General features: G+C 70.1%; 19 protein-coding genes. 8 read left to right on the plus strand and 11 right to left on the minus strand.

All coding sequences use genetic code 11. The features are described from left to right. Window positions 1-109 precede the first annotated feature (109 nt). From E7Y32_RS07630 to E7Y32_RS07645, 4 genes are all read right to left on the minus strand, one after another. Window positions 110-1,081: a CapA family protein gene (locus E7Y32_RS07630; protein ID WP_146336601.1), complete on the minus strand. Its 972-nt coding sequence runs from the start codon at window positions 1,079-1,081 to the stop codon at window positions 110-112. Between the two features lie 63 nt (window positions 1,082-1,144). Further along, window positions 1,145-2,662, minus strand: a complete 1,518-nt coding sequence (locus E7Y32_RS07635; protein WP_146336602.1) for a carboxyl transferase domain-containing protein — start codon at window positions 2,660-2,662, stop codon at window positions 1,145-1,147. Between the two features lies 1 nt (window position 2,663). Beyond that, the gene (locus E7Y32_RS07640) at window positions 2,664-3,902 is read right to left on the minus strand and encodes a CaiB/BaiF CoA-transferase family protein (protein ID WP_146336603.1); all 1,239 of its coding nucleotides are present in this window, start codon (window positions 3,900-3,902) and stop codon (window positions 2,664-2,666) included. A gap of 63 nt (window positions 3,903-3,965) precedes the next feature. Beyond that, window positions 3,966-5,357, minus strand: a complete 1,392-nt coding sequence (locus E7Y32_RS07645; RefSeq protein ID WP_146336604.1) for an SLC13 family permease — start codon at window positions 5,355-5,357, stop codon at window positions 3,966-3,968. Window positions 5,358-5,487: 130 nt separating this feature from the next. Here E7Y32_RS07645 and E7Y32_RS07650 point away from each other — a divergent pair, with 130 nt between their 5' ends. Beyond that, window positions 5,488-6,189, plus strand: a complete 702-nt coding sequence (locus E7Y32_RS07650; RefSeq protein ID WP_146336605.1) for a FadR/GntR family transcriptional regulator — start codon at window positions 5,488-5,490, stop codon at window positions 6,187-6,189. A 20-nt stretch (window positions 6,190-6,209) separates the two neighbouring features. On the opposite strand, the gene E7Y32_RS07655 is transcribed toward E7Y32_RS07650, so the two are convergent. Continuing rightward, window positions 6,210-6,461, minus strand: a complete 252-nt coding sequence (locus tag E7Y32_RS07655; protein ID WP_146336606.1) for a DUF2630 family protein — start codon at window positions 6,459-6,461, stop codon at window positions 6,210-6,212. Window positions 6,462-6,594: 133 nt separating this feature from the next. Beyond that, window positions 6,595-7,473, minus strand: a complete 879-nt coding sequence (locus E7Y32_RS07660; protein ID WP_146336607.1) for a hypothetical protein — start codon at window positions 7,471-7,473, stop codon at window positions 6,595-6,597. 1,224 nt (window positions 7,474-8,697) lie between these two features. On the opposite strand from E7Y32_RS07660, the gene E7Y32_RS07665 reads away from it, so the two are divergent. Then, a complete protein-coding gene (locus tag E7Y32_RS07665) occupies window positions 8,698-9,264 on the plus strand; it encodes a type 1 glutamine amidotransferase domain-containing protein (RefSeq protein WP_146336608.1) in 567 nt (188 codons plus the stop codon). Between the two features lie 169 nt (window positions 9,265-9,433). Then, a complete protein-coding gene (locus E7Y32_RS07670) occupies window positions 9,434-9,847 on the plus strand; it encodes a VOC family protein (protein ID WP_146336609.1) in 414 nt (137 codons plus the stop codon). Window positions 9,848-9,906: 59 nt separating this feature from the next. Here E7Y32_RS07670 and E7Y32_RS07675 read toward each other — a convergent pair whose 3' ends face one another. Continuing rightward, entirely contained in the window at window positions 9,907-10,179 is a 273-nt protein-coding gene (locus E7Y32_RS07675; RefSeq protein WP_146336610.1) for a hypothetical protein, read from the minus strand. 143 nt (window positions 10,180-10,322) lie between these two features. Here E7Y32_RS07675 and E7Y32_RS07680 point away from each other — a divergent pair, with 143 nt between their 5' ends. Then, a complete protein-coding gene (locus E7Y32_RS07680) occupies window positions 10,323-11,147 on the plus strand; it encodes an alpha/beta fold hydrolase (RefSeq protein ID WP_261382577.1) in 825 nt (274 codons plus the stop codon). Further along, window positions 11,144-11,866: a triacylglycerol lipase gene (locus E7Y32_RS07685; protein WP_261382578.1), complete on the plus strand. Its 723-nt coding sequence runs from the start codon at window positions 11,144-11,146 to the stop codon at window positions 11,864-11,866. Before E7Y32_RS07680 ends, E7Y32_RS07685 begins: the two co-directional genes overlap by 4 nt. On the opposite strand, the gene E7Y32_RS07690 is transcribed toward E7Y32_RS07685, so the two are convergent. Next, complete coding sequence (locus E7Y32_RS07690; protein WP_146336611.1) at window positions 11,863-12,597, minus strand: GAF and ANTAR domain-containing protein; 735 nt, start codon at window positions 12,595-12,597, stop codon at window positions 11,863-11,865. The two genes, E7Y32_RS07685 and E7Y32_RS07690, sit on opposite strands and share 4 nt — an antisense overlap. A gap of 256 nt (window positions 12,598-12,853) precedes the next feature. On the opposite strand from E7Y32_RS07690, the gene mgtA reads away from it, so the two are divergent. The 3 genes from mgtA (at window position 12,854) to E7Y32_RS07705 (ending at window position 17,497) form a co-directional block, all read left to right on the plus strand. Beyond that, window positions 12,854-15,601, plus strand: a complete 2,748-nt coding sequence (gene mgtA, locus E7Y32_RS07695; RefSeq protein WP_146336612.1) for a magnesium-translocating P-type ATPase — start codon at window positions 12,854-12,856, stop codon at window positions 15,599-15,601. A 133-nt stretch (window positions 15,602-15,734) separates the two neighbouring features. Then, entirely contained in the window at window positions 15,735-17,081 is a 1,347-nt protein-coding gene (locus E7Y32_RS07700; protein WP_146336613.1) for a phosphoribosyltransferase family protein, read from the plus strand. 2 nt (window positions 17,082-17,083) lie between these two features. Next, the gene (locus E7Y32_RS07705) at window positions 17,084-17,497 is read left to right on the plus strand and encodes a DUF302 domain-containing protein (RefSeq protein ID WP_146336614.1); all 414 of its coding nucleotides are present in this window, start codon (window positions 17,084-17,086) and stop codon (window positions 17,495-17,497) included. Window positions 17,498-17,513: 16 nt separating this feature from the next. Here E7Y32_RS07705 and E7Y32_RS07710 read toward each other — a convergent pair whose 3' ends face one another. The 3 genes from E7Y32_RS07710 to E7Y32_RS07720 form a co-directional block, all read right to left on the minus strand. Further along, window positions 17,514-18,203 (minus strand): hypothetical protein, encoded by a 690-nt coding sequence (locus E7Y32_RS07710; RefSeq protein WP_146336615.1) that lies wholly within the window; start codon window positions 18,201-18,203, stop codon window positions 17,514-17,516. Window positions 18,204-18,299: 96 nt separating this feature from the next. Then, window positions 18,300-19,049: a hypothetical protein gene (locus E7Y32_RS07715; protein WP_261382579.1), complete on the minus strand. Its 750-nt coding sequence runs from the start codon at window positions 19,047-19,049 to the stop codon at window positions 18,300-18,302. Continuing rightward, window positions 19,046-19,510 (minus strand): universal stress protein, encoded by a 465-nt coding sequence (locus tag E7Y32_RS07720; protein ID WP_146336616.1) that lies wholly within the window; start codon window positions 19,508-19,510, stop codon window positions 19,046-19,048. Before E7Y32_RS07720 ends, E7Y32_RS07715 begins: the two co-directional genes overlap by 4 nt. Window positions 19,511-19,567 lie beyond the last annotated feature (57 nt).

Below are 19,567 nucleotides of genomic sequence, written 5' to 3' on the forward strand. Positions count from 1 at the left end.
AATAAGCGTTGTCGCTTTCGAGTGCCCCCCGTCCATCATGGTAGGCCTGCGGCGCGGAAAAATCAGGGGGTAAATGGTAGCCGCGGCCTGGTGACGGACCGGCGGGCGGTTACGCCAGCGGCATTTCCAGGCAGCCGCCGGCCTCATCCCAGCTGCTCGCGGCGCCCAGGTCCGCGCACAGCCGCTGCATCCGCCCGGAGATACTCCGGGCACTGTGCCCTGCCAGCCTGGCCTGAAAGCCTGCGATGACCGTGGGAACCATGAGGAGCCGCCGCGGCGTCCCGCCGTCGGTCTCCAGCAGGAAAACAAAGGACCGGTCGTTGCGTTCCTCCGGGTCCACGGCATAGTCATCGACGAAGTCCCCCGCGCCGTAGATCACCGGCCGGCCCCGGTAGACCTCGACCCCGCGGACAATGTGCGGCGAGTGCCCGAAGACGACGCCGGCGCCCGCCTCGACCAGCCGCCGCGCCAGGGCCCGGTGCGCGGCCGGGGGCTCGGAACCCCAGTTCCCGCCCCAGTGTGCCGAGACGATGAGGAGCTGGACCCGGGAGGCGGTCCGCCGGACCAGTTCCAGGAGTTCCTCAACCCGCTCCCCGGCGGCCTCCGCCGGAACGTAGTGGACGCCTGGGGAGCCGGGCGCTTCCTCCCAGTCCGGCTGGTTGTCCGTGAAGGCCACGAATCCGACGGCGTCGGCCCCCACCCGGCGCACCGCCGGCCGCCGGGCCGTGTCCCGGTCCGGGCCGGCCCCGGCATGAAGGATCCCGTGCCGCTCCAGCACCGGCAGCATCTCCCGCAGCGCGTCCGGCCCGTAGTCGAGGACGTGGTTGTTGGCCAGGGAGACGACGTCGATCTGCGCCGCGACGAGGCTGCGCACGTTTTTGGCATCGGAGCGGAAGGTGAAGACCTTGCCCGGCTCGGGAGCGCCGCCGTCGGCGAGCACACACTCGAGGTTGGCGATTCGCAGGTCCGCCTGCCGGAGGACGGGCAGGGTGTCACCCCAGGGATACGCCGGGCCGGCGGTCTTCAGCCGCTCGTTCACCAGCCGGCCGAGCATAACGTCGCCGACGAACGCGATCTGCATGGCACCAGCATGGACCGCGCCGCCGCGCCGGGAAAGGGGACATGGCCGTCCCCTCAGCCGCCCTTAGCCGGGCGGCCTGCCGCCCAGGTTCCGGTACTTCTCGAGCCGGCGCGGCAAGAGGTTGCGGATGCCATCGGCTGCGACTAAGGAGAGTTCGTATTCGATGGCGGCGCCCATCCGCCGGCAGAAGGCCCGGGCCTCGGCGGCGGCGTCGGGGCGTTCGTCGACGATGTGGTCGATCAGGCCGTTGGCGTGCAGGGACGCCACGTTGACGCCCTGGGCCGCCGACATGGCCGGCGCGAACTCGGTGCTGCGGTGCACGATGGCGCTGGCACCCTCCGGCGGGAGCGGCGAGAGCCAGGCGTGCTGGGCGGCTATGGTCCGGTCGGCCGGAAGCAAGGCCAGGGCCCCGCCGCCGGCGCCCTGGCCCAGCAGGACCGACACAGACGGGGACTGCAGGCCGATCAGGTCATGCAGGGACCGCGCGATTTCACCTGCCAGTCCGCCCTCCTCGGCCTCCTGTGACAGTGCGGCCCCGCCGGTATCGATCACGGTCAGCAGCGGCAGTCCCAGTTCCTCGGCCAGCCGCATGCCGCGCCGTGCCTCGCGGAGCGAGGCCGGGCCCATGGCGGTTTGCCGGGCGGGCCGCGGCCGGGTGTGGCCGAGCACCACACAGGATTTCCCGCCGAACCGGGCCAGCGCCAAAAGCAGCCCGGGGTCCTTCTCGCCCTGGCCCGTTCCGTTGAGCGGCAGGACGTCCCCGGCCCCGTGCGCAAGGAGCTGGCGGAGGTCCGGCCGCCGGGGATTGCGCGAGATCTCGATCGAGTCCCACGCCCCGGCGTCCGACGGCGCCACAGCCAGGGTCGGCGGCGGCGCCACCACGGCCGGGGCGCCGCCGGTGAGGATGTTCAGCGCCCGGTTGACGACGTCGGACAGCTGCTCCGGAGGCACCACCGCGTCCACGAGCCCCTTGTCGAAGAGGTTCTCCGCCACCTGGACGTTCTCCGGAAACGGCGTGCCGTGCAGCGCCTCGTAGACCCGCGGGCCGAGAAAGCCCAGGAGCGCGCCCGGCTCGGCGACGGTGATGTGCCCAAGGGAGCCCCACGATGCCATCACACCGCCCGTGGTGGGGTGCCGCAGGTACACAAGGTAGGGCAGTCCGGCCAGCCGGTGTGCCCGGACGGCGGCGGAGATCTTGACCATCGACAGGAACGCCAGAGTTCCCTCCTGCATCCGGGTGCCGCCCGAGGCGGGTCCGGCCAGCAGCGGCAGGCCCTCCGCGGTGGCACGTTCGACGGCGAGCACGATCCGTTGCGCCGCGGCGGCCCCGATCGACCCGGCGAGGAAACGGAACTCGCTGACGATCACGGCCACCCGGCGCCCGCGGATCAGCCCCTCCCCGGTCAGCACGGACTCGTCCACGCCGGACCTGCTGCGGGCGGCGTCGAGCTCCGACCGGTAGGCGGGATCCGGGTCGGGGTCCGTGACCGGCCTGTCCCAGCTCCGGTAGGAGCCCGGGTCCAGCACCGTGGCGATCAGTTCGGTGGCATCAAGGTGCCGGACTTTTTGGTCCGTGGGCATATCAGCGACCCGCCCTGCCCGCGGTGCCCGCCACCCGTTCGTGGGTGGCGCTCTCCAGCCAGCGGCGGATCTGCTCCCCGTCCTGGTCCAGTAGGGGCGGCGCGCTGTGCGAGGTCAGCGTGGTCTCCGCGGCGTCGCCCGGGCTGAAGAACCGCAGCGGGGGACCGGGCAGGCTGATCGTCCCGAGGATCCGGTGCTCGACGTCGACCACCAGGCCCTGCGAGTGGACCTGTTCCCACGCGTAGACCTCGTCCAGGGTCCGGACCTTGCCCGCAGGGATGCCCGCCTCGTTGAGCTTGGCCAGCAGGGGCCCGGCCTCGTACCCGGCGAAGGCGTCCTCCACGGCCTCGATGACCTTTTCCCGGTTCCGCACCCGGTCCGCGTTGGTGGCGAACTCCGGCACGGTGCCGTCAATGCCAAATGCGGCGGCGAAGGCGCTCCACAGCTTCTCGCTGCCGACGCTGATCTGCACGCTTCCCTGCCGGCAGTGGAACAGCCCGTAAGGGGCGATGGACGGGTGGTGGTTGCCCTGGGCCTGCGGCACTTCGCCGGCCACGGTCTGCCGCGTGCCCTGGAACGCATGCACCCCGATCAGGGCGGAGAGCAGCGAGGTCCGGACAATCTGGCCCTTGCCGGTCCGTTCGCGCTGCAGCAGGGCGGCGAGGGTGCCGAACGCCCCGTACATCCCGGAGAGCAGGTCCGCGATCGGGACCCCCACCCGCTGCGGGTCGTGCGGGCCGGAACCGGTGAGGGACATCAGGCCGGCCTCGCCCTGCAGGATCTGGTCATAGCCGCTGCGCGAGGCCTCCGGACCGTCGTGCCCGAACCCGGTGATGGACAGGATCACGAGGGTCGGATTCAGCGCATGCATGTCCGCCGTCGAGAAACCGAGGCGGTCCAGCACCCCGGGGCGGAAGTTCTCCACCACAACGTCGGCCCGCTCAAGGAGTTCCCGTAGGACCTGCCGTCCGTCGTCGCCCTTGAGGTCCAGGGCGATCGACTCCTTGTTTCGGTTGCAGGACAGGAAGTACGTGGCCTGCGGATCGTCCTCGGGCCCCACGAACGGCGGTCCCCAGCCGCGGGTGTCATCCCCGCCTCCGGGGTTTTCGACCTTGATCACCCGGGCGCCGAGGTCCGCCAGCATCATGCCGGCGTGCGGTCCGGCCAGGGCGCGGCTGAGGTCCACCACGAGGTAGCCGGTGAGCGGGCCCTCGGTCGGGTGGTCGGAATCGTTGCTCATGATTGATCCTTTGTTTGCAGTTCCTGCGGAGTGTCGGGGGCGGCGGCTGCCGGGCGTGGGCGGCTACATCCAGCCGGGGACCACCATCACCAGCCAGGCGACGGCCGGCCCGGCAGCGACGACGATGCCGCTGTAGGCGAGGATCTGCTTGTAGAACTTGTCCTTGTCCACGCCCTCCGGGGCGTTGGCGAGGACAAGGGCGCCGTTGGTGGAGAAGGGCGAGACGTCCACGATCGTGGAGGAAACGGCGAGGGCGGCGATGACGCCCACGGCGCCGATTTCGCCACTGGCCAGGAACGGAACCGCCAGCGGGATGAGGGCGGCGAGGATGGCGGTGGAGGAAGCGAAGGCGGAGACAATGCCGCCGATGTAGCAGATCAGCAGGGCCGCCAGCAGGGGCATCCCGAGCTGGGCGACGCCGCTGGAAACGAACTTGATGGTGCCGGCCTCCTCCAGGACCCCGACGAAGGTCAACATGCCGCAAATGAGCAGGACCGTGGACCAGCTGATCTTGTTCACGGCCCCCTTCTGCGCCTCGGGGGAGACAAGGGCCAGAATGATCGCGACGGTGATGGAGACGAATCCGACGTCGACCTTGAACCCGAGCGAGATGACGGCCAGTGCAATCAGGCCCAGGACGGTGACCAGCTGCGGTACTGTCGCCCGGGCGCCCCCGGAGGTGGCGGCGCCGTCGGCGGTGGAAGATTCCGCGGAGCTGCCCTTGGCAGACACGCTGGCGGGGGAGATGTCCGAACCGGACCCCTGCAGGGTGACGCCGGCCGCCCGGGCGCCGACGCTGACCTTCATGCGCTTCTCGGCCGCCTGTTCGATGAACTGGCCGGTCCTGGAGGAGAGCAGTTTGTTGCCGCCGAGGACGATGAACAGCACAAGCGCCACGACCAGGTTGAAGAAGAAGCTGGCCAGGAAGATGGCCATCGGGCTGGCGGCGAGTTCCGTCTTGGCGATGATGCCGTTGACGGTGACGCCGTAGACCGCGATCGGGGAGAAACCGCCCGCCTGCGCCCCGTGGATCACCATCATGCCCATCATGAGCGGGTTGATCTTGTGCTTCGCGGCAAAACTCAATGCGATCGGCGCGATGATGGCGACGGCGGCCGGGGACAGGGCGCCGACGGCGGTGATGAGCGCGGTAATCGCGAACATGACCCACGGAATGAGGGCGACTTTGCTGCCCACCATCCGCACGGCGCCCCGGACCAGAAGGTCGATGGTGCCGTTGTTCTGCGCGATCGCGAAGAGGTATGTCACCCCGACGATCGTCAGGAACAGGCCACCGGGGAAGTTGGACAGGATCTCGGTGGTGGACATTCCGAGGAAGACCGAGCCAAGCAGGAATGCACCGACAAACGCCAGGGCACCCATGTTGAGGGGCAGCACCGTGGCCAGCAGGAACATCACCGCCAAAATGATGATGGAAAGCACGGGAGCGGACATCTTTGTTCCTCCGGGGTAAGTGTGACGGGGATTACAGGACTACTGGCCTAGCCTCTTAGACAGTAGATGAGTTTGTCAATACTCCTCCGGGGTAAGATGACGTCAGCGCTACGTCGAAGAGGAAACGAAAATGGCGAAGAAATCCGAGGGTCCCGAGATTTCCCGCGTGTCCAGGCCGCGGCTCTATGAGCAGCTCGTGGCTCAGCTCCTGGACTTCATCGCGGCGGCCGAGCTGGGTCCCGGCGACCTCCTGCCGGCCGAACGGGACCTGGCCGAACGGCTGGGTGTCTCGCGCGCCACCCTGGCGCAGGCGCTCGTGGCGCTGGAGGTGCTGGGGGTCATCGACGTCCAGCACGGCACCGGCGCCGTGCTGGTCTACCGCCCCAACGTGCCGGCGGTCATCAAGGGGCTGCGGGAACACCGCAGCAGGCTTCCGGAGATCGTCGAGGCCCGCAGTACCCTCGAGGTCAAGCTCGCCGAACTGGCCGCCGCCCGGCGGACCGACCAGGACATGCGGGCCATTGACGCCGCGATCGACGCCATGGCCGAGGAGGTCGCCGCCGGCTCCAAGGGGGCGCGCGGCGACGAACTATTCCACCAGGCGGTCACGGCCGCCGCCCACTCCGCGGTATTGGGCCAGCTGATGGCGTTCATCGCGGAAATGATCCTGGAGACGCGGCTGGAGTCCCTGGGCCAGCCGGGGCGTCCTGAGCAGTCCATCGCCTCGCACCGGAAGATCGCCGACGCCATCCGGGCGCAGGACGCCAAGGGTGCCGCCGCGGCCATGATGGCCCACATCGACATGGTGTCCGACGTCGAACTTCTCAAGTAGCCGGCGCCGGACTGCCGGGCTTAGCCGTTGTAGCCCTCCACCTGCGTGACGGGACGCGCCTGGGCGTCGTCAGGATTCTCGCCGTATTGCTTCTTGGCCCGTCGCTGCCGCAGCAGGTCCCAGCACTGGTCCAGGTTCTCCTCGAGCTGGCGGAGCCGGAGCCGGTCCGGGACGTGGTCATGGTCGGCACTTGCGGACTCTGCCCGTTCCCGGAGCTCTCGTTCCTCCTCCACCAGCGAGGTGATGCGCTGGAGGATGTCCTGTTCGTCCATGGTGTCCTACTTCCTGCATTCCTGACGTGTTGGGTATCCGCCAGCGTAATCACGGCCGTCACGGCTGGCCAGAGGCCGGCAGGAGGACCCGCCCCGCGGCGGTCCCTCCGGCCGGCCCCCTGGCCGCACGGGCCTAGGCGGTCCGGCGCCGCAGCTTCAGCAGCGCACCTCCGCACAGGAAGGCCAGGGCGGCGAGGCTTGCCCCGTTCTGCCCTCCCGGTGCGGTGATGCCTGCTCCCGGGCCCGTGAGCGGCGCGGCGTGGCCGGCGGGGACGAAACCGACGCTTTGTGCGGTGCACTGCGCCCCGGCGGCCTTGCCGGCGCCTGATGCGCCGCCCGAGGCGCCGCCGCCGGAGCGGCTGCCGGGCGGGGTGGCCGCGCCGTCAGTCCCGGGTTCCGCCGGGACTCCGGCGGTGGCGGCGGAATCGCCGAGCAGCCCGATCGACGTCGCCCCGAGCGTCACCGGTGCGGTGGCGGGGGCCGTGACCTGGGTGCCGGAGGCGGTGCCGGCGTCGCCGGAGGTGGTGTTCCCGCCGGTGCCGTTGGAGGGGGCCGGGGTGGTGGTTCCGTCGCTCCCGCCGGCGCTCTCCCCGGTGGTGCCGCTGGAGTCCCCGGCCGGTGCCCCGCCGGCGCTTCCGCCGGTGGCGGCGGAGTCGCCGAGCAGCCCGATCGACGTCGCCCCGAGCGTCACCGGTGCGGTGACAGGGGCGGTGACCTGGGTGCCGGAGGCGGTGCCGTCGTCGCCGGAGGTGGTGTTACCGCCGGTGCTGCTGGATGCCGGGGCGGTGGTGCCGTTGCTCCCGCCGGTGATGGCGGCGGAATCGCCGAGCAGCCCGATCGACGTCGCCCCGAGCGTCACCGGTGCGGTGACAGGGGCGATGACCTGGGTGCCGGAGGCGAGGCTGTCATTGCCGGACGTGGTATCCGCCGCATAGGCGACCGACGTTCCGAGGGCCAGCAATCCGCCGGCAAAGAGGGTGCCAAGCAGCCCTCTGCGCACGTTTGCATGCATGATGAACTCTCCTGAAGGTGTTGGTGTGGCGGGCATCCAGGAAGGAAGCCCGATTGGCCGCGGCCCGCCCGTTTCGGGCAGGCGGGCACCAACTAGTCGGGAGAGGAGCCGGGGTCGAAGGACACCGGGTCGGGGGCGGCAGTGAGCGGGTTGCGGGCGTTGCCCGTCCCCGACGGCGGCCGAAGTTTGAAGGCCATGGTCTCGGCCGCAGCGCCTGCTCCCGGACCGGGCGCAGGCTGGCTGCTCCCCGCAGCGGATCCCGGAATGCCGGGAACCGTGGCCGGGGCTTCACCGGGGCGGGGGTGGTGCTCCGCCGGCCCCGCCGCCTCGCTTGGGCTTGTGCCGGCAAGGTCCGAGGGGCGGTGCGGAGCCCGGGGCTGCGCGGTGGCGGCAGGCGGCACAGCGCGCCCCGCCGCAGCAGAATCCGAATCAGCCCGGGCCGGGCTAGAGCTCGCGGCCCCGCCGGGATCTGTTGCGGGCACTGCGGGAGCGGGTGCGGCGGGCAGGATTGCCGGTGCCGTTGGCAACGGCACACGGCCGGTCAGCACGACGTCGAGCGGGTCCAGCCCGCGTGCCGACGCGGGCACGAGCCCGGCAAGAATGGGGCTGGCCGTCTGGATTACTCCTGAAACCGTGCCGTTCACGAGCTCAACGGCAGGGGAGGCCAGCTCCGTCAGTGCACTCGACGGAACCACCGTTCCGGCCGGGATTGCGGCGCCCGCCAGCTCAACGGCGCCCGGGAGGATGCTCAAAACCGGGGACAACAGCCCAGAGCTGTCGCCCCCGGAACTTGGTGGCGTGGACACGGCCGGCGCGGCGGCAGCGGAGAGCGCCGGGCCCGGCCTTCCGGAGACTTCGTCGTTTGGCGCGCCGGTCGCCGCACCCGCGCTTGTCGCGGAAAGAGTTAGCCACACTGCGGCCGCGGCGCCGGCCAGCAGCACGGGTCGCAGCAGGCGCGAGGCGCGTCCGGAATGTCGTTCGTTCTTCACGTGCAACACCCCCAGGTGCGGCGCAGTAATCGAGACGAAAAGTTCGGCAACTTCCGTCACCGTAGCCACACCCGAAACCTGAAGTCCAGAGTTGCAGCGAGAATTTCCCAATATGATCAGCTTGCTTATTATTTTCCGTCTTCCTAAAGTTGAAGGGGTAAGGCAACCAAAAACCCCGCGTGGGACTTGCCCGGCCCGACGGCCGACACCCCCTCGCGCTGGCCAAGGAGGACACATGTCGGAGCACACCATTGCAGGCAAAAAGGTCGCGTTTCTGCTGACGGACGGCGTCGAACAGATCGAGCTGACCAGCCCGTGGGACGCCGTCAAGGAAGCCGGTGGCGAACCCACCCTGGTGGCGCCCAAGGACGGAAAATTGCAGGGCTACGACGGCACCGAAAAGGGCGAGACGTTCGACGTCGACCTCGCCGTGGACCAAGCCCGCGCCTCCGACTTCGACGCCCTGGTGATCCCCGGCGGCGTCGTCAACGCCGACCATCTCCGGGTCCACAAGGGTGCCCAGGACTTCGTCCGTGGGTTCTTCGAACAGCACAAGCCGGTGGCCTCGATCTGCCACGGACCCTGGCTGCTGATCGACGCCGGCGTCGTCAGCGGGCGGAACGTGACCTCGTACCACACGCTGCAGACCGACCTGAAGAACGCGGGCGCCAACTGGAGCGACGAGGAAGTGGTGGTGGACCAAGGACTCGTGACCAGCCGGAACCCGCACGACCTGCCCGCGTTCAACAGCAAGCTGCTGGAGGAAATCGCCGAAGGCGAGCACGCCGGCCAGACCGCCTAGGCGGGACGCCGGCCGTCGGGATCCGCCGGCACCGGGCTGGGTTGTCCGTGCCGGAGCCGGGCCTATGAACTGTGCCCGATTTCCGGCAGGATATGCCCTGTAAGCCGCGCCGGAGCGGCGGCTGACGCCTGCCTGCTCCCCCGCCACCAGCCATCAAGGAGTCCCGGCTATGACGACGCTCAATCCCTACCTTGGCTTCCGCGACACCGCGAAGGATGCCATGACCTTCTACCAGTCCGTGTTCGGCGGGGAGCTGAACATGAGCACCTTCGCCGAATTCCAGGCGAGTGAGGACCCCGCCGAGCAGGACAAGATCATGCACGCCATGCTGACCAGCGACAAGGGGATGGTGCTGATGGGGGCCGACACGCCCAACAGCATGGACTACACCCCCGGCAACAACTTCTCGGTCTCCCTCAGCGGCACCGACGAGGCCGAGCTGCGCGGCTACTGGGACAAACTGTCCGACGGCGGAACGGTCAGCATGCCGCTGGAGAAGGCCCCCTGGGGCGACACCTTCGGCATGTGCAAGGACAAGTTCGGCGTGGACTGGCTCGTCAACATCGCGCCGGCCGCCGGCTAGCGGGAAGCCGCCGGCCGGGCACCCCGCGGCAGGGTGCCCGGCCGGCGTCGCGCCCTGGCTCAGTCGGGGCTGGTGTCCGTGGTGAGGCCACGGTCATCCGCCGTCTTTTCATCCTGTTCCTCGGCCGGTCCGGGCACTTTGTTCGCGTCGCCTGCGCCGGGGGCGTGGCCTTCCGCGCCGCCCGACGGTCCGCCCGACGTCGGCGCCGCAGCGCCCGTGGTGCCGGTGCCGCTCGCACTGCTAGCGCTGCCGGGGTCGCGGGGAACGGGCGTCCCGTCCTCTGCCACCCCGTCGCTGACGATGTCTCCCGGGTCGGCGGGTGTGCTGCTCATGCGTGCCTCCCATGCTGGCCTGCGGGACGTGCGCCCCGAATGTTCCACCCAAGGTACAGCGGGCCCGGACCGGCGTACAGGCCGCCGCGTCCCTGCCGCCGCTTCGGGCGCGGGCTGTCAGTATGCTTACTAGACGCTGATCCGTGGCGTCGAACAGAAACGAGACCACCATGAGCAGGCCCGTGCGCATCGAGGTCGAGGCCGCAGGACACCTCGGCCACGTCTTCGCCTCCCGGCGGCCGGCCGGCACGGCAGGGGAAGCCGCCGTCGTGCTGATCCACGGGATCGGCGCCTCGCACCGATACCTGCAGAGGCTCCACGGGCTGCTTGCAGAATCGGTGGACACCTTCTCGATCGACCTGCCGGGCTTCGGCGCCACCCCCAGGCCGTCACACACACTCAGCGTGGCGGAGCACGCCACCTATATCCTCGGGGCCCTCGAGCAGTTGGGCGTGACGGAGTTCGTGGTGGTTGGCCACTCGATGGGCACCCAGTTCGCGGTCGAAGCGGCGCGGCAGCAGCCCTCGCGGATCCCGCACGTGGTGCTGATGGGTCCGGTGGTCAACGACCGGCGGCGCACCGTGGCGCAACAGGCCCTGGCGCTCGGCCGCGACTGCCTGTTCTTCGAGAGCCCGTCCTCCAACGCGCTTGTCTTCACCGACTACCTCCGCTGCGGACCAAACTGGTACCTCAAAAACCTGCGGGTCATGATGGACTACCCGATCGAGGAGAAGATTGCAGGCGTCACCGCACCGGTACTCGTGATCCGCGGCGCGAACGACCCGGTAGCGCCGGCGGACTGGTGCCGCCGGCTCGCCGCCCGCGCAGCCTCCGCAACGTTCCTCGAAATCGAGGGAACCGGGCATGTGGTCCAGCACAACCGGGCCGTCCAGGTGGCCGACTCCATCCTCGGCTTCACCGGCGCCGCGGCTTCCGGAAACGAAACGGCCCAGGGGTCTACCGCGTGAGTTCGGTGCTCCGGCTCGCCGGCTGGTGGGCCCGGGACTACGCCTACGCCGCCGGCCGGCAGCTGCGCAGTGCGTTATCCCGGGTGGGCCCCGAGGAGTTCCTCAGCGGCGCGGGCCGGCCCGTGGTGGTGATCCCCGGCATCTTCGAGGACTGGCGCTTTATGCTGCCGCTGATCCGGGAGCTGCACGGAGCCGGGCATCCGGTGCATGTGGTGACGGTGCTCCAGCGCAACCGGCTTGCCGTCCCGAAAGCGGCGGCCCTGATTGCCGGCTACCTCGGGGATCGGGACCTGCGGGACACCCTGATCGTCGCCCACAGCAAGGGCGGACTGATCGGCAAATACGTGATGATGTCGCTGGATCCGGAGCAGCGGGTCACTCGGATGGTCGCGGTCGGGTCCCCGTTTTCGGGCTCGCGTTACGCGGGCTACATGCTGCTGCCGAGCCTGCGGGCTCTGTCCCCGCGCAGCGCGGTCACCGTCCAGCTCTCCCGCGAACAACGCGTCAACGAGCGGATCACCTCCGTCTACGGGCTCTTCGACCCGCACATCCCGGAGGGCAGTGTGCTCCCCGGTGCCCGGAACGTACTGCTGGACACGGGCGGCCACTTCCGGATTCTCGCCCATGAGGTCACCATCAGGACGGTCCTGGCGGAGGCGGCGGCGCCGCCGGCGCCCCGGGTGGCTGCAACGCCAAAGGCCCGCGGCCCGGAGGGCTAATCCTCGAAGTGGGTCCTCGCCGGACCGTGGCCCATGGCGTCAACGATTGCCGCGGCGACGGTGTGCAGCTTGACGTTGCGGGTGCTGGACGCCGTCTTGAGCAGCTCGAACGCCTCGGCCTGGCTGCACCGGTTCTGCGCCATGATGATGCCGATCGCGACGTCGATCGCCGTGCGGGTCTCCAGCGTCGCCTTGAGGTTGACCGCCGTTTCGCTGAAGTGCGCGAACCGCACGGCCAGCCCGAGTGCCATGGTCGTCTGGCTCACGAAGATGCTGGCCAGCTGCTGGGCCCTTTCGTCGAAGCGGTGCGGCCGGTGCGAATACAGATTGAGGGCTGCCCGGGTTTCGCCGTCGAGCAGGAAGGGGACGGCGAGGATGGAGCGCATGCCGTGCTCCCGGACCCTGGCCGCGCACTGGGGCCAACGCGAGTCACCGTCCAGGTCGGCAATGTGCACCGTGACCTGTTCCCGGGATGCCGTCACGCAGGGGCCGTCGCCGAAGCCGTACTGGATCTCGTCCATGGCCTGTGCGGCGGCGCTGCTGCTGGCGACGGTGGCCGCCTTGCGCTGCCGGAGCAGGGTGATCCCACACAGGATTTCATCGCCGGGCTCGGACAGGCTGCGCGCCGAAACCCTGGCTAACTCGCCGAGGAATTCCTCCACGTCGGCGCTGTTCAACACAAGCTGATGCAGGTGCTGGTTGATCGATGTTGCGGTTGACTCGCTTACCACTATTCCTTGATGCCGTTTCGCTCGAACCGAATCGAACCGGCCAGGCGCGGTGCACCACAGCAAGGAAGGAGGGCAGTGGTAGCGGCAGCGTAGCCGGATCGAATAACTATCCAACGGCCTTCTGCTAAACCGTACCAAAAAGAGATTATATACAGGACTTTGCCGGCGTTTCATCTGCCCTTCACCCGGCCAAATGACTCCCGGCCGCCGCCGACGTAGGCTTAGCCGTACCTCGAGGTATCCGGACGGAATCTGCATGCCACAGCTCGAAACCCGGGAGGCCGCCTCCCCGCCCCTGACCATCGCCGACGCCGCTCAGACCGACGCGGCCAGGGTGCTTGCCCGCCTGGGGTCGGGCGCGCGCGGGCTGGACCACGCCGAAGCGGCGGAGCGGCTTGCGGTGCTGGGGCCGAACGCGGTCCGCACCCACGAGGCAAGCGGCTGGTCCGTGCTGGGCAGGCAGTTCCGCAGCCCCATCCTGATCCTGCTGCTCGTCACCGCCGGGCTCTCGCTCTTCCTCGGGGATGCCACCAACTCGATCGTGATCGGGGTCATCCTGCTCGTCAGCGTGGGCCTGGGCTTCAGCAACGAATTCCGGGCCGAACGGGCGGCCGAGGCCCTGCATTCGCGGGTCACGCACACCGCCGTCGTGCTCCGGGACGGGACCGCCCGCGAGGTGAACGTCACCGCCCTGGTGCCCGGCGACGTCGTGCAGCTGGGGCTCGGAGCCATCATCCCGGCGGACCTGCGGCTGCTGGCCGTCAAGGACCTGCTCTGCGACGAGAGCATCCTGACGGGGGAGTCGCTGCCGGTCGGCAAGGATCCCGCCCCGGTGGCCGGCGGGGTCGCACTGGGCGACCTGACATCGTGCCTGTTCATGGGCACCGTGATCCAGTCCGGCGGCTGCACCGGGGTGGTGGTGGCAACCGGGGCCCGGGCGGAATTCGGCCGGATCGCACTGGGCCTGGGCGAGCGGCAGCCGCAGACCGAGTTCCAGCTCGGGCTCAAGCGCTTCTCCTTCCTGCTGCTGCAGGTCGCCATCGGGCTGACCTCGCTCATCTTCATCGCGAACCTGCTGCTCCAGCGCCCGGTGATCGAATCCCTGCTGTTCTCCCTGGCCATCGCCGTGGGGATCACCCCGCAGCTCCTGCCCGCCGTCGTCAGCACCAGCCTCGCCACGGGCACCCGGCAGCTGGCCAAACGCAGGGTGCTGGTCAAACGCCTGGTCTGCATCGAGGACCTCGGCGACATGGACATTCTGGTCACGGACAAGACCGGGACCCTGACGGAGGGCCGGATCAGCTTCACCGCGGCCCTACCGGTGGCCGGCGGCGTGTCAGCGGAGCAGCTGTTCACCCTCGGGCTGCTCGCCACCGAGGCGGACTACGCGGAGGCGAAGCGTTCCGTGATCGGGCAGAACCCGCTGGACGCCGCACTCTGGGAGTCCCCGCAGGCCGCGGCCTTCGAACCCGCCCGCTTCGAACGGCTCGACGTGATCGATTTCGACCACCAGCGCCGGCGGACCAGCGTGCTGGTCCGCGACGCCGGCGGCCCCGCCCGGATCATCACCAAGGGCTCGCCGGAGGACGTGCTGGCCCTGTGTGGCGCCACGCCGGCCGCGGTGCAGGCCCTGCTGGATGAACAGTTCGACGCCGGCTCCCGGGTTGTGGCGGTGGCGACCAGGGACGCGGCCGGGCTGGAGGACATGTCACAGGCCGACGAAAAGGATCTGGCCCTGGCCGGGTTCCTGGTCTTCCTCGACAAGCCCAAGGCCAATGCGCGGGAGTCCCTGGACCGGCTCGAGGCGCTGGGCATCACGGTCAAGATCGCCACCGGGGACAACGCCAAGGTGGCGGAGCGGGTCTGCGACGAGCTCGGGGTGCTCTCCGGCGGGACCATCACCGGCGCCGAGGCGGAGGCCATGTCCGATCCGGAGCTCAGCGCCGCCGCCCGCGAGGCCAGCATCTTCGCCCGCGTCTCGCCGGAGCAGAAGGCCCGGATCATCCGGCTGCTGCGCCAGAGCGGCGGAGCCGTCGGGTTCATGGGCGACGGCGTGAACGATGCGCTCGCGCTGCACCAGGCGGACATCGGCATCTCCGTGGACAGCGCTACGGACGTCGCCAAGGACGCCGCCGACGTCGTGCTCCTCGACAAGGACCTCGGCGTGCTGGCCGACGGCGTGATGGAGGGCCGGCGGATCTTCGCCAACACGATCAAGTACGTGCTGATGGGCACCTCCAGCAACTTCGGCAACATGTTCAGCGCGGCGACGGCGTCCGTGGTGCTCAGCTTCCTGCCGATGTTGCCCGGCCAGATCCTGCTCAACAACCTGCTCTACGACACCGGCCAGTTGGCCATCCCCGGCGACCGGGTGGACAAGGAACAGCTGCTGGCCCCGGCCCACTGGAACATCGCCTTCATCCGGCGCTTCATGTTTCTCTTTGGCCCCATCAGCTCCGTCTTCGACTTCGCGACGTTCGCCTTGATGCTGTTCGTCTTCGACGCTGTCCCGGGGGAGTTCCGGGCCGGCTGGTTCATCGAGTCCATCGCCACCCAGACGCTGATCATCTTCGCGATCCGGACCCGCCGGGTCCCCTTCCTCCGCAGCCGCCCCTCGCTCGGACTCCTGTGCGCCTCGCTGGGCGTGGTGGCCCTGGGGGTGTTCCTGCCGCTGTCCCCGCTCGCCGGTGTGCTGGGCTTCGATCCGTTGCCGGTGCCCTTCTTCCTGGCTCTGCTGGGCATGACCGTGGTGTACCTGGTGCTGGTGGAGATTGCCAAGCAGTGGTTCTTCTCCCGTGCCGCCCAGCAGCCCGCGGTGCCTGTACTGCCGCGGGTCCGCCGCCGGGGCAAGGACCACCACGTGGCCCGGCGCGCGGCACGCTTCAGTACGACGAACGCCGCCACGGCGCACGCCCGCCGGGCACCGTTGGCGCCCCGCCGGGGCAGGCCGGGCCGGGGCAAGCGAAACCGGGTACAAGGGCCCTCACATCCACGGAACTCCTGACAGATAGTGGGAGAAAGCGGCCGACCGCTCCGATGCCCATGCTGCTCCGGTGTCCAGCCTCCTCCGATGCCCAGCCCGCGGAGCACATCACCCCAGGGCCCGTCGGCCGGCGCCCGATTGGAAAGCCAAGACGATGAGCATTTTTGAAGACAGGGTCGACGCCGGGCGGCAGCTGGGGCGGCGTTTGGCGGACCTTCGCGGCAAGGACATCGTGGTCCTTGGCCTTCCGCGCGGCGGGGTACCGGTGGCGTTCGAGGTTGCCGCCGCGCTGGATGCGCCCCTGGACGTGATCGTCGTGCGCAAGCTCGGACTGCCGTACCAGCCCGAGCTCGCCATGGGGGCGATCGGCGAGGGCGGCGCCCGGGTTTTGGAGGAGCATGTGCTGGCCCAGGCCCGGGTCAGTGACGCGGAACTGCAGGCCGCCGAAGACCACGAGCGGGCCGTGCTCGAAAACCGGGTGGCACGGTTCCGGAAGGGCCGCACCCGCCAGGACCTGACCGGGCGCATCGCCGTGATCGTCGACGACGGCATCGCCACCGGCTCCACCGCCCGGGTGGCCTGCCGGATTGCCCGCAAACTGGGGGCCGCGAGGGTCATCCTGGCGGTGCCGGTTGCCCCGGCCGACACCCTCGCAAGCCTGAGCGAACCCGACGAGGTGGTCTGCCTGGCCACGCCCCGGCAGTTTTCCGCCGTCGGCTACCACTACCGAGACTTCTCACCCACCGAGGACGACGAGGTGATCCAGTTGCTCGACGCCGCCGCCCGGCGGCTGCTGGATTCGCCGCCGGCCGGGGCCACTGCGGTCACCGAGGACCCCGCGGAGTTCGATGAAGAGGTGGAGATTCCGTCCCGGGGAGTCCGGCTGCAGGGCCAGCTGCACCTTCCGGTGCCGGCCCGGGCCGTGGTGCTTTTTGCCCACGGGAGCGGCAGCAGCAGGCACAGCCCGCGGAACCGGTTTGTGGCCAGCGTCCTGCAGCGCGCCGGCCTGGGCACCCTGCTGCTGGACCTGCTCACGCCGGCGGAGGAGCGCAACCGCGCCAACGTCTTCGACATCGAGCTGCTGGCCCGCCGGCTGTCCTCGGCCACCGACTGGCTGGCCACCCGCACGGACACCGCATCATGCGCGATCGGCTACTTCGGCGCGAGCACCGGGGCGGGGGCCGCGCTGTGGTCCGCGTCCGAACCCTCCGCCCGGGCGTCCGCCGTGGTCTCCCGCGGCGGACGCCCAGACCTGGCCGGTCCGCGGCTCTCCGCCGTGCGGGCGCCGACGCTGCTGATCGTGGGCAGCTTCGACTACGAGGTGCTGGAGCTGAACCGCAAGGCCAAGGCCATGATGCGGTGCCCCAACCAGCTGGCCGTGGTCCAGGGCGCCACCCACCTGTTCGAGGAGCCCGGGACGCTGGCCGCGGCGGCCATCCTGGCCCGGGACTGGTTTGCGAAGTACCTGCTGCCCGAGACCGAACCGCCCCGCAAGGAGTGACCATGAACTACACCTACACCGTTGCCGTGCCGCTCAGCTGGGCGGACGCCGTCGAGAAGACCCGCACCGCGCTGGCGGGCCAGGGCTTCGGGATCCTCTCCGAAATCAACGTCCGCAACACCTTTGCGGCCCAGCTCGGCGAGGAGGCGGCGCAGGCCCTGGGCGACTACGTGATCCTGGGGGCCTGCAACCCGCAGCTGGCGAGCCGGGCCCTGGCGGCCGAACCGGAAATGGGGGCCCTGCTGCCGTGCAACGTGGTGGTCCGGCGGGCTCCGGGGGCGGCGGAGACGACGGTGGACGTGATCGACCCGCAGACCATGGTGCAGCTCAGCGGCAGCCCGGCGGTCCGTGAGGTGGCGGACGACGCCGGCACCCGGCTCCGCGCCGTCGTGGCCCAGCTGGCGGGGGACACGTAGGGAGCGCTGCTTGATTCTAGGTGCCGTGCACCTTGCGCGCGCCGCCCCGGCGGGCGCGGTAGGCATAGACCAGCAGGGCGATCCCGGCCACGATCATGCCGGCAGGGACGGCGAAGTCCAGGGCAATGAGCGCCGCCGTGGCCTGCAGGGCGAAAATTGCGCCGAGCACGCCGAGGGCTGCGGCTGGAATCAACGGCCACTTCATCCGGCCCTGGTGCTCTGAAGGCCCGTCGGACAGCCGCACCCGGACCAGGGACAGCAGGCCGAACGTGGCTGCCAGGCCCAGGAACAGGACGGCGGCGACGGCGGTGCCGGGCAGCCCCGGCGGGAGGGCCACAATGACTGCCAGCGTCAACATCACCCCGCACGGGATCAGGGCCCACCAGTTGCCCCGTTCGCGCAGGTAGACCGCGGCGAATCCGGCCGCCATAAAGAGGAAGAGGTAGGACCCGCCGCCGTCGCCGGGGGAGAGCTGCGTGGCGGTGATGACCGCGGCCAGGCCCAGGAACACCGAGCCCGGGATGGCCGCCCACCAGTTCTCCCGGCTTCGGACGAACAGGGACACGAACACCAGCCCCACCGCGGTGAAAATCAGCGGCGGCAGGAACGCGGCGATCTTGAAGACGCCGAGCAGGTCCAGCAGCAACAGGCCGCCGACCGTCATCAGGACAATGCCCGCGACAATACTTGTCTTTGCCGATTTCACCGTTGGCCTCCCGGAATCCGGCGGGCGGCCTCGCCGCTCGGTTATTTCAGGCTATGACGCCCCGGGGAGCCGCCGTAGGGCACAAAGCCCCCGCCCTCAGCGCCCCCGGCGACGACGGCTGCGGGGGCGGCGGCGCTCGACTCGGGCGCGGATGCCCAGCAGCATCCGGCGCTCCATCAGGAACTGCAACGGCTCAAGCACCACCCGCAGCGGGATGCCCAGCGGCAGCGGCGAGTAGTCATAGCGCGTCCTCGCCAGCAGCCGGGTGCTGCGGGCGCCGAGGGGCTGCAGGACAAACGTCCAGCCGGCTTCCAGGCGGGGACCGCTCACGCGCCGTCCGTCCCAGGCGCCATCCCCGGCAGGCTGCCCGGTGCGCGGGTCCAGGGTTCCGCCGAGGGCCAGCACCCTCTCGGGTTCAAGCCGCCGGACCGGAATGCCGCCGCTGGCGGAGAACGGGATGATGTCGCCGACGGCAAGCTGCTGGAACTCCGGGAGGATCCGGTCGGCGCTGTGCATGCCGAGGCCGGCCGCATTCTCCAGGGCGTCGTAGCTGTACATCCCGCCGCGACCGGCACCGAGCTGGACCAGCCACGGCCACACGGCCGCCGGCGGGGCGGCGATGCTCACGGCCCGCGTGCTCTGCAGCCGGGGCGTCGGAACCAGTTCATCGCCCGCCAGCGGGCCCGCGGCTTCCTGTGCGGTCGCGCCCCAGTTCAGCAGGCGCGGCCGGACGGCGAGGACGTAGCCCGCGGCCGCAGCCGCGGCGCCAAGGGCTGCCAGCGGGCCTTTCCATCCGGCCGGTCGCTGCGCGCGGGGCGCGGCGCGGCCGATCCGGCCTGAGCTCATTCGCCCGGCTGGCCGTCGCGGGAATCCTGGCCGACCACCAGCACCGGGCAGTGGGCGTGGGCCGCGCAGGCGCCGCTGACCGAACCCATAACCTGGGCGAGGAAGCCGCCCTGTCCGCGCCGGCCGACCACCAGCAGCTGGGCATCCTTGCTCTCTTCGATCAGCACCTTGGCCGGCGGTCCGAATTTGACCTGGCGGGTGAGCCGCTCCGGGCGTGCGTCCCCGAAGGCCCGTTCCAGGGACTGCTCCACGAGGCGCTTCGCGGTTTCCTCAAGCTCTTCGGTGGAGGCGGTGCGCTCCTCCGGCAGGTGGGATGCGAGGAAAAGATCCGAGGTGCCCAGGCACGTGATGACCTCCAGCGGGGCGTTCAGGCTGGAGGCCATGCGCCCGGCGAACCGGAGCGCCGTCGTCGAAAATTCCGAGCCGTCCACGCCCACGACTACCCGCTGATCTCCGCTCATGGCTTCCACCTTTCCGGGTCGCCCCGGCAGTGCCTAGGGCCAAAGGTCACCGCGGCC

Origin of the sequence: Arthrobacter sp. UKPF54-2, from assembly GCF_007858535.1 — a bacterium.
Lineage (GTDB): Bacteria > Actinomycetota > Actinomycetes > Actinomycetales > Micrococcaceae > Arthrobacter.